We start from the raw sequence: 8,411 nt of genomic DNA, 5'->3' as shown, positions 1-8,411 counted from the left end.
GCTGAGCATGAAACTCTCCATCAAACTGTTCATCCTCATCGGGGGCTTCAGCCTCCTGGTGGCCGTGGTCTACGGCTTTCTCACGCGGTTCGACGAGCTCGTCGGGTTCCCGGCGCTGCTGGCCGTCGGCGCCATGTCCTTCATGCTGGCCGTCTACCTGTGGCTCGTGAACCGCAACACCGGTGGCGTCCTCCCCGAGGACAAGCTCGACGGCGAGATCGTCGAGTCCGCCGGCGAGTACGGCCACTTCTCCCCGTGGAGCTGGTGGCCCCTGCTGCTCGGCACCGGCTGCGCCCTCGCGTTCACGGCGCTGGCCATGGGCTGGTGGATCCTCGGCCTCGCCGCCCCGCTGGCGGTGCTCGGCCTGGTGGGTCTGATCTTCGAGTACTCCCGCGGCGACCACGCCCACTGACACGGGCGGCTGAACGCCGACCGTCGACAAGGCCCCGGACACCCCAGGTGTCCGGGGCCTTTCGCGTTTCCGCGCTGCGGGGGACCGTGGCCCGTCCCGGGGGAGACCTGGGCGGGCCACAGCGTCCTCGGGCACGAAGCTGACGGCGGGGGAGCCGCTGCCGTGCAGGCCCTTGGGCAGGCCGGCGATGACGCTCCGCGCGACGGGTACGCGGTGCTCCGGAGCCCGCGGCAGAACCCGGGGTGGAACCAGGGTCAGGGCCACGTCCCCTGGGAAACGGTGCCCGGTGTCGTCCGCGATCTCGACGACGCGGTCCGGAGCAGCGGGCCGGTCACTCCGCTCCGAGCGGCCCGGCGGGTCGTCCAGTGGCTCCTGCGCGTCCTTCAGGGGCTTCGCCCGACCGGACGGACGATGCCGGGGTGCACCTGTGGCACCGGCCGGAGGTCGAGGCACAGGGCCATCCCCGGCGGTGCACCCGGGCCACCGTCGGCACGTCATCATCGGCCTGGTCACGGCGCGCCTCGAGGGGCACGGTGTTCCGCGGGGGACTGTTCTGAACGCCGACCGGGGCATCACCGCTGCACCGCCGATGCGGCGGTGCCGGAGGGCAGGGAGCGTCCGTCCGGTGCCGGGACGGTCCAGGCCGACCAAGGGAACGCAGGAGACGCCCCGGAGACGCCGGCGAGCACGGCAGCGACAACCGCCCCCGATCGTCCGGACCGCCCTGGCACGGGCTCTTCCCGACGGCGTTCCGGTGCTGGTGCGGTTCCGGGTCCGGCTACGTGCGTCGACATCGACCGGTACCGATCCGGAGGATGGCCAGTGGAGTCACGGGCTCCACCGGCCGCCCGCGGCCGGGGCACTCCGTCAGGAGGGCCTGGACGCGGTCCTGCGGGCCTGCGGGGCTGCAGACCGGAAAGGAGTGCGGTTCGCGGGTGCTGGCCCGCCGGAACGGCGCTGAGGGCCGCCGAAGGAGTCCGGCGATCGTGTCCCCGCCGTGTCCGACCGCCGGCGGACGGATCCACAGATGCGGGTGACGGATCCGGAGATGCGGGTGACGGATCCACAGATGCGACAGGGCCCCGAGAGGAGTGATCCTCTCGGGGCCCTGTCAGGCGTGCTGCCGGCTCAGCGCACGAGCTCCCGGTCCTGGGAACCCGTGGTGAGGGCGTCGGCCTCGTGGTGGTGGTGCGCCGCCTCCAGCTCCGCCGGGGTGACGGGGGCGACACGGTCCTCGAAGAAGAAGCGGCTGATCCGCTCCCGCGTCTTCTCGGTGGCCGTGATCTTGCCCTTCGCGTTCGGCCGGGCCGGCTCGACATGGTAGTCGGGCATGTTGACCAGACGGTACCGCTTGTACTCGTCGAGGGGCTCGTGCACCTCGATGAACTCACCGTGGGGGAGCTGCTGCACCCGGCCGGTCTCACGGCCGTGGAGGACGATCTCCCGGTCCTTGCGCTGCAGCGCCAGGCAGATCCGGCGGGTGATCATGAAGGCCAGGATCGGGCCCAGGAAGTACAGGGCGCGCAGCCAGTACAGGACGTCGTTGACGGCCAGGTTGAAATGCGTGGCGATGAGATCGCCGCTGGCCGCGATGAGCATGATCGTGTAGAACGTCACGCCGGCGGCGCCCATGGCGGTCCGGAACGGAGCGTTCCGGGGACGGTCGAGGATGTGGTGCTCCCGGTCGTCCTTCGTGACCCAGCGCTCGATCCAGGGCCATGCGGCCATGAGCCCGAAGAGCACCGCGAGCGGCGCCATCGGCAGCAGCACGTTCATCGGGATCGACATGCCCCAGAAGGTCCACTCCCAGTTGAACGGCCAGGTGCCGGGCATGAGGCGCACGGCCCCGTCGGTGAAGCCCATGTACCAGTCGGGCTGGGAGCCGGCCTGCACCGGGGAGGGGTCGTACGGGCCGTAGTTCCAGATCGCGTTGATCGTGGTGGTGCCCGCCATCAGGGCCATGATGCCGAAGACGATGAAGAAGAACCCGCCGGCCTTCGCCGCGTAAATCGGGCCCACGGGGAAGCCGACCACGTTGTTCTCGGTGCGGCCCGGGCCGGGGAACTGGGTGTGCTTGTGCACCACGACCATGAACAGGTGGATGACGATCAGCATCAAGATGATCGCCGGGATCACGAGCACGTGGAGGATGTAGAGGCGCGCGATGATGTCGTGACCGGGGAACTCGCCGCCGAACAGGAACATCGACAGGTAGGCGCCCACGATCGGGAGTGCCTTGAGGATCGCGTCGGCGATGCGCAGACCGTTGCCGGAGAGCACGTCGTCGGGGAGCGAGTAGCCGGTGAAGCCGGCGACGATCGCGAGCAGGAAGAGCGCGACACCGACGAGCCAGTTGAGCTCGCGCGGCCGGCGGAAGGCGCCGGTGAAGAACACGCGCAGCATGTGCACGGATACGGCGGCGGCGAAGACCAGCGCGGACCAGTGGTGGATCTGGCGCAGGAAGAGACCGCCGCGGATGTCGAACGAGATGTCGAGCGAGGACGCGTAGGCCGCGGACATCTCGACGCCCTGCATCGGGACGTAGGAGCCCTCGTACTCCAGGGCCGCCATCGACGGCTCGAACCAGAGGGCCAGGAACGTGCCGGAGAGCAGCAGGATGACGAAGGTGTACAGCGCCACCTCGCCGAACATGAAGGACCAGTGGTCCGGGAAGATCTTCCGGCCGAACTCCTTGACGATCGGCGACATGCCGACACGGGTGTCGACGAAATTCGCGATCCGGCCGGCGCCCGTCTGGGGCTTGTACTCGTAATCAGTGGACGTGGACATCAGTTCGCCTCACCCTGCATCTCCTCGACATGGGTACCGCGCTGCGAGTAGGTCGGACCGACCGGCTCGTGGAAGTCGCTGCGGGCCACGAGGTAGCCCTCGTCGTCCACAGTGATCGGCAGCTGGGGAAGGGGCCGGGCAGCCGGCCCGAAGATGACCTCGCACTCGTTCGCGAGGTCGAACGTGGACTGGTGGCACGGGCACAGCAGGTGGTGGGTCTGCTGCTCGTAGAGCGCGACCGGGCAGCCGACGTGGGTGCAGACCTTGGAGTAGGCGAAGATGCCGTCGACGTTCCAGCCGGCCCGCTCGGGCGAGACGTTGACGGTGTCCGGGTCGAGGCGCATGAGCAGCACCACGGCCTTGGCCTTCTCGTCGAGGTAGCCCTCGTTGTGCCCGATGGCGCTCAGGTTCTCGGGGACCACGTGGAACGTGGAGCCGAGGGTGACGTCCGAGGCCTTGATGGGGGTGCCGGAGGGATCGCGCACCAGACGGATCCCCTCGTCCCAGAGGGTCTCCTTGAGGACGTCGAGGTCGGTCGGACCGAGGTCCCGCAGCAGGCCGACGAACGGCAGGGGAGCGAGCACGGCCGCGCCGATGAGGGTGTTGCGCAGCAGCGGCCGGCGCTTGATCCCGGACTCGTCGTAGATCGTGTTCAGGATGCTCTGCGCCTCGGCGCGCTGCTCCTCCGTGCGCACCGCGTGCCGGTTCTCGACCAGCTCGTGGTCCGGCATGAGCGTGCGGGCCCAGTGGACCACGCCGAGACCGATGCCGAACATGCCCAGGGCGACGCCGAGGCCCAGCAGCAGGTTCTGGAGCTGCAGGGCGCGTGTGGGCTCGGTGTTCGTGACGTCGTAGATGGGGCCGTCGACACGGATGCCGAAGTACCCGACGAAGAACAGGATCGAGCCGATGATCGAGAGCAGGAACAGCAGGACGACCTGCCGTTCGGCGCGCTTGGCGGCCGTGGAGTCGACGTCCGTCAGGCGCGGGCGGTGCGGGGGCAGTCCGGGGTCGGGGAAACGCTCCATTGCCGTGGTGCCCGTGGTGGCAACGGTTCCCGACTGGTGGGGAGTGCCGTCACTGTGGCTTCCCATGTGGTCCCTCATTCTTCTCTTGGTGCAGTTGATCGTAGCTTCGGGGTCCGACATCCGGTGCCGGCACGGCCCGTCAGGCGGAGCGCGAGGTGAGCCAGACGGTGAACCCGATGATGACGGCGAGGCCGATGGTCCAGACGAACAGGCCCTCCGACACCGGGCCGAGGGCGCCGAGCCCGAAGCCACCGGGGTTGGGGCTGTCCTCGAGGGTCTTCAGGTACGTGATGACGTCCCGCTTCTCCTCGGGGGTGATGTTCGCGTCGTTGAACACCGGCATGTTCTGCGGGCCGGTCAGCATGGCCGTGTAGATGTGCCTCTCCTCGACGCCCATCAGGGAGGGGGCGTACTTGCCGCGGGTCAGCGCGCCGCCGGCACCGGCGGCGTTGTGGCACATGGCGCAGTTCGCGAGGAAGACCTTCGCACCGTTGGCGGCGTTGCCCTGGGAGACGTCCAGGTACTCCTCCTCCGGCAGGCCGGGGCCGGCCCCGAAGGTGGCCACGTACGCGGACATCTGGCGGACCTGCTCGTCGTTGAACTGGACCGCCTTCTGCTCGGCCTGGGGGCCGTTGGCCTGCATGGGCATACGGCCCGTGCCGACCTGGAAGTCGACGGCGGCGGCACCGACGCCGACGAGCGACGGGCCGGAGGGGGTCCCAGCGCCGTCGAGGCCGTGGCAGGTGGAGCAGTTCGCGACGAACAGCTTCTCGCCCTCCTCGATGTCCTGCGCGGTGTAGGACTCGGTCTGGGCCTTGGCCTCGTTGGTGGTGGTGGCGACTGCGTAGAGCCCACCGCTGAGGAGCAGGGCCAGGACCATCAGGACCAGGACGGCCAGAGGGTGGCGTCGCTGCTGCGAAAGTGCCTTCACGTCAAACGTTCCTTTAACTCGGTGTTGGTTTGCTTGGTGCGTCCTCCGGACGGCGCGGCCTACCGGAGGAAGTAGACCACGAGGAACAGCACGATCCAGACGACATCCACGAAGTGCCAGTAGTAGGACACGACGATCGCCGAGGTGGCCTCGAAGTGCCCGAAGCGCTTGGCGATGAAGGCACGCCCCATGATGAACAGGAACGCGATGAGACCGCCCGTCACGTGCAGGGCGTGGAAGCCCGTGGTGATGTAGAAGGCGGAGCCGTAGGAGTTGGCCGGGATGCTGATGCCGTGGGCGACCAGCTCCGCGTACTCGAAGGACTGCACCGCCACGAAGATCGCGCCCATGATGAAGGTCAGGGCGAACCACTCGATCATTCCCCACCGGCGGACGTCGAACAGCCCGCCGGCCCGGCGGGGCTGGAGGCGCTCGGCCGCGAAGACGCCGAACTGGCAGGTCACCGAGCTCAGCACCAGGACGATGGTGTTGGCGAGCGCCAGCGGGATGTTGAGCTTGGCGGACTCCTCGGCCCAGAGCTCCGGTGCGGTGGAGCGCAGGGTGAAGTACATGGCAAAGAGGCCGGCGAAGAACATCAGCTCGGAAGCGAGCCACACGATGGTGCCCACTGAGGTGAGGTTGGGTCGGTTGATCGACCCGCCTACCGGCTTGGCTGGGGTATGGGTTGCAGTCGTCACAGAGACATTATGTCGCCAAAACTCCCGGTGGACCAACCAGGGGCGGGGTCGGGCGGTTCGCGTGTCCGGGCGCCGAGGGCCCCCGTTGACGAGGCGCGCCGTCTCCTCGCGCGTCCGGGCGCGGGAGGCCGGGGATCCGGGGGCCTCCGGGACCCGGATGTGATCCGTGTCACATGTCGTCGGCGAGGGACATCCCACGCCCGGGAGCCTGTTCGGGCCGGTCCGGCGGCGGGCGATACGATCGGGGACGTGAACACGACGACACCGACGACCGCACCGCACTTCGAGTGGCCGGACCTGATCACCGCCCTGATCTCCGGCACCGATCTGACCCGTGACCAGGCCTACTGGGCCATGGACACGATCATGTCGGGCGAGGTGTCCGACGTCGTCATCGCCGGTTTCCTCGTGGCCCTGCGGGCGAAGGGGGAGACGGTCGAGGAGCTGACCGGGCTGGCCGACGCCATGGTGGGCAACGCCCGGCCGGTCGACATTCCCGGCCCGGCCCTGGACATCGTCGGGACCGGCGGCGACCGGCTCTCCAGCGTCAACATCTCCACGATGTCCGCCCTCGTGTGCGCGGGCGCCGGGGCGAAGGTCGTCAAGCACGGCAACCGCGCGTCGTCCTCGAAGTCCGGCTCCGCCGACGTCCTGGAGGCGCTCGGGGTGCGGCTGGACCTGCCGGTCGAGATGGTGGAGTCCGCGGCCCGGCACGTGGGCATCACGTTCCTCTTCGCCCAGACCTTCCACCCGTCGATGCGCTTCGCCGCGGCGGCCCGGGCGCAGCTGCGCGTGGCCACCGCCTTCAACTTCCTGGGGCCGATCACGAACCCGGCGCGGGTCGAGGCCTCGGCCGTCGGCGTGGCCGACCGCTCGCTGGCGCCGCTGATCGCGGGCGTCTTCGCGGCCCGCGGCGACCGGGCCCTCGTCTTCCGGGGCGGCGACGGCCTCGACGAGCTCACCGTGACGGCGCCCTCCGAGGTCTGGGAGGTCCGGGACGGGCGGGTCGACCACCACGACCTCGAGCCGCTCGACCTCGGCATGCCCCGGGCCACGATCGAGGACCTCCGGGGTCAGGACGCCCGGTACAACGCGGGCGTGGTCGAGCGGGTCCTGGCGGGGGAGAAGGGGCACGTGCGCAACGCCGTGCTGCTCAACTCCGCCGCCGGCCTCGTGGCCTTCGACACCGGTGCCGAGGGCTCCTTCCAGGACCGGATGGCCGCGGCGGTGCGGCGCGCGGAGGAGTCGGTGGACAGCGGCGCGGCCCGCGCCGTCCTGGACCGCTGGATCGCCCACACCGCGCGCTGAGGCGCCGCGCCTGCGGAGGGCCGACGACGACGGAGGCCGGCGGGGCGTTCCCTCGCCGGCCTCCTGCTGTCCGTGCGCCCGACCGCCGCGCGGGCTCCGGCCGGGTGGCACGATGCCGGGTAGCGGGTGGCCGTCAGTCGATGCCGAGCGAGAAGGCCGCCTCCAGGTCGTGCTTGCTGTAGGTCCGGAACGCGATGTTGGTGTTCGTGCCCACGACGCCCTCGACCTTGGAGAGCCGGTCGGCGATGACGTCCGCGAGGTCCTCGTGCCGGTGCACGCGCACCATGGCGATGAGGTCCCAGTCGCCGGTCACGGAGTACACCTCGCTGATGCCGGGGATGTCGGAGATCTGCTCGGCGACCTCGGGGATCCGGTCGGCGGAGGTCTTGATGAGGACGATGGCGGTGAGCATGGAGCACCTTTCGCGGGAGCGGGGCCGGCAGGACCGGCGGGACGGAGGGGTCAGCGCGGGCGGCGGGAGCGGGCCGCGCGCAGCCCCGAGACCAGGGCGCGGGGGCCCAGCAGGAAGACGCCGAGCACTGCGAGCGTGACGAGGACGAAGCTCGGTGCCGCGCCCTCGCCGACGAGCAGGCGCAGAGCCATGCCCACGGCCACGGTCGTCGACCACAGCGCGACGCCCCGCGGCCAGACGGCGAACGGGGCGCGGTGCACCCGCCACCCGATCCAGCCCAGCAGGAGCCCGGCCAGGAACGGCCACGCCGTGATCAGGAGGCCGGCCGCGTCCAGGGCGTGGGTGCTGCGGCCCAGGCCGGCGAACAGCAGGACGAGCAGCACGTCCACGGTCAGCGCCGCGGCCCAGGGGCCGGGGTGCGTGGTGCGTTCCTCGGGGCGGGCGGTGAGGGGGGCGGACGTGTGCATGCTGGCAGTCTAGTGCGGCGTCCGCTGGTCGCGATCCGGGACTCCCGAAGCCTCAGGTGCACCTTGAGAGTTGAGGGCTGCGGGCGAAAAAAGTCTCAACCTTCCACCAGGGGTCGATGGTCCGGGCCCGGAGGCCAGGGAGGGCCGCCGGGCCGCCTCGGGTGCCGGACTCGTGACGGAATGCGGGACGGCGGGGTGGCTGAGGAGTACCACATCCTCGTGCGGTGCGGCGCGGCGTCCCGGTGGAGCGGTCGGTGCGACGAGCGGCGGAGGTGTGTGCGACAGGGGATGCTCGGGAGTGGTACATAGCGGGTGGAACGGGCCGGAGGGGAGCCTTCGCTCCACGCTACTTTACATAATGTCGA

General features: G+C 70.1%; 8 protein-coding genes. 2 read left to right on the top strand and 6 right to left on the bottom strand.

The window, feature by feature from the left end:
* The coding region (locus E7Z53_RS19655; protein WP_369598028.1) for a cytochrome c oxidase subunit 4 at window positions 1-412 on the top strand (412 nt) is incomplete at its 5' end.
* A gap of 1,128 nt (window positions 413-1,540) precedes the next feature.
* Here E7Z53_RS19655 and qcrB read toward each other — a convergent pair.
* The 4 genes from qcrB to ctaE form a co-directional block, all read right to left on the bottom strand.
* Window positions 1,541-3,202, bottom strand: a complete 1,662-nt coding sequence (qcrB, locus tag E7Z53_RS19650) for a cytochrome bc1 complex cytochrome b subunit (RefSeq protein ID WP_176338667.1) — start codon at window positions 3,200-3,202, stop codon at window positions 1,541-1,543.
* Window positions 3,202-4,296: a cytochrome bc1 complex Rieske iron-sulfur subunit gene (qcrA, locus tag E7Z53_RS19645; RefSeq protein ID WP_176338666.1), complete on the bottom strand. Its 1,095-nt coding sequence runs from the start codon at window positions 4,294-4,296 to the stop codon at window positions 3,202-3,204. Before qcrA ends, qcrB begins: the two co-directional genes overlap by 1 nt.
* Before the next feature lie 73 nt (window positions 4,297-4,369).
* Entirely contained in the window at window positions 4,370-5,161 is a 792-nt protein-coding gene (qcrC, locus tag E7Z53_RS19640) for a cytochrome bc1 complex diheme cytochrome c subunit (RefSeq protein ID WP_176338665.1), read from the bottom strand.
* 59 nt (window positions 5,162-5,220) lie between these two features.
* Window positions 5,221-5,859 (bottom strand): aa3-type cytochrome oxidase subunit III, encoded by a 639-nt coding sequence (gene ctaE / locus E7Z53_RS19635; protein ID WP_081994597.1) that lies wholly within the window; start codon window positions 5,857-5,859, stop codon window positions 5,221-5,223.
* Between the two features lie 249 nt (window positions 5,860-6,108).
* Between ctaE and trpD the strand changes: the two genes are divergently transcribed.
* Window positions 6,109-7,167: an anthranilate phosphoribosyltransferase gene (gene trpD / locus E7Z53_RS19630; RefSeq protein WP_109269382.1), complete on the top strand. Its 1,059-nt coding sequence runs from the start codon at window positions 6,109-6,111 to the stop codon at window positions 7,165-7,167.
* Window positions 7,168-7,300: 133 nt separating this feature from the next.
* Here trpD and E7Z53_RS19625 read toward each other — a convergent pair whose 3' ends face one another.
* Both E7Z53_RS19625 and E7Z53_RS19620 read right to left on the bottom strand, forming a co-directional pair.
* Window positions 7,301-7,579: an Lrp/AsnC family transcriptional regulator gene (locus tag E7Z53_RS19625; RefSeq protein ID WP_017833527.1), complete on the bottom strand. Its 279-nt coding sequence runs from the start codon at window positions 7,577-7,579 to the stop codon at window positions 7,301-7,303.
* Between the two features lie 50 nt (window positions 7,580-7,629).
* Window positions 7,630-8,046: a DUF3054 domain-containing protein gene (locus E7Z53_RS19620; RefSeq protein ID WP_176338664.1), complete on the bottom strand. Its 417-nt coding sequence runs from the start codon at window positions 8,044-8,046 to the stop codon at window positions 7,630-7,632.
* Window positions 8,047-8,411 lie beyond the last annotated feature (365 nt).

The sequence above is a fragment of the Kocuria salina genome (assembly GCF_013368965.1).
Taxonomy (GTDB): domain Bacteria; phylum Actinomycetota; class Actinomycetes; order Actinomycetales; family Micrococcaceae; genus Kocuria; species Kocuria rosea.
The sequence above is the reverse complement of the archived record's forward strand: the minus strand, read 5'-3'. Positions and strand labels throughout refer to the sequence as shown.

Coding starts and splice junctions, on each gene's coding strand:
- qcrA (WP_176338666.1), bottom strand. CDS start 4,296: ATGGGAAGCCACAGTGACGGCACTCCCCACCAGTCGGGAACCGTTGCC.
- E7Z53_RS19620 (WP_176338664.1), bottom strand. CDS start 8,046: ATGCACACGTCCGCCCCCCTCACCGCCCGCCCCGAGGAACGCACCACG.
- E7Z53_RS19625 (WP_017833527.1), bottom strand. CDS start 7,579: ATGCTCACCGCCATCGTCCTCATCAAGACCTCCGCCGACCGGATCCCC.
- qcrB (WP_176338667.1), bottom strand. CDS start 3,202: ATGTCCACGTCCACTGATTACGAGTACAAGCCCCAGACGGGCGCCGGC.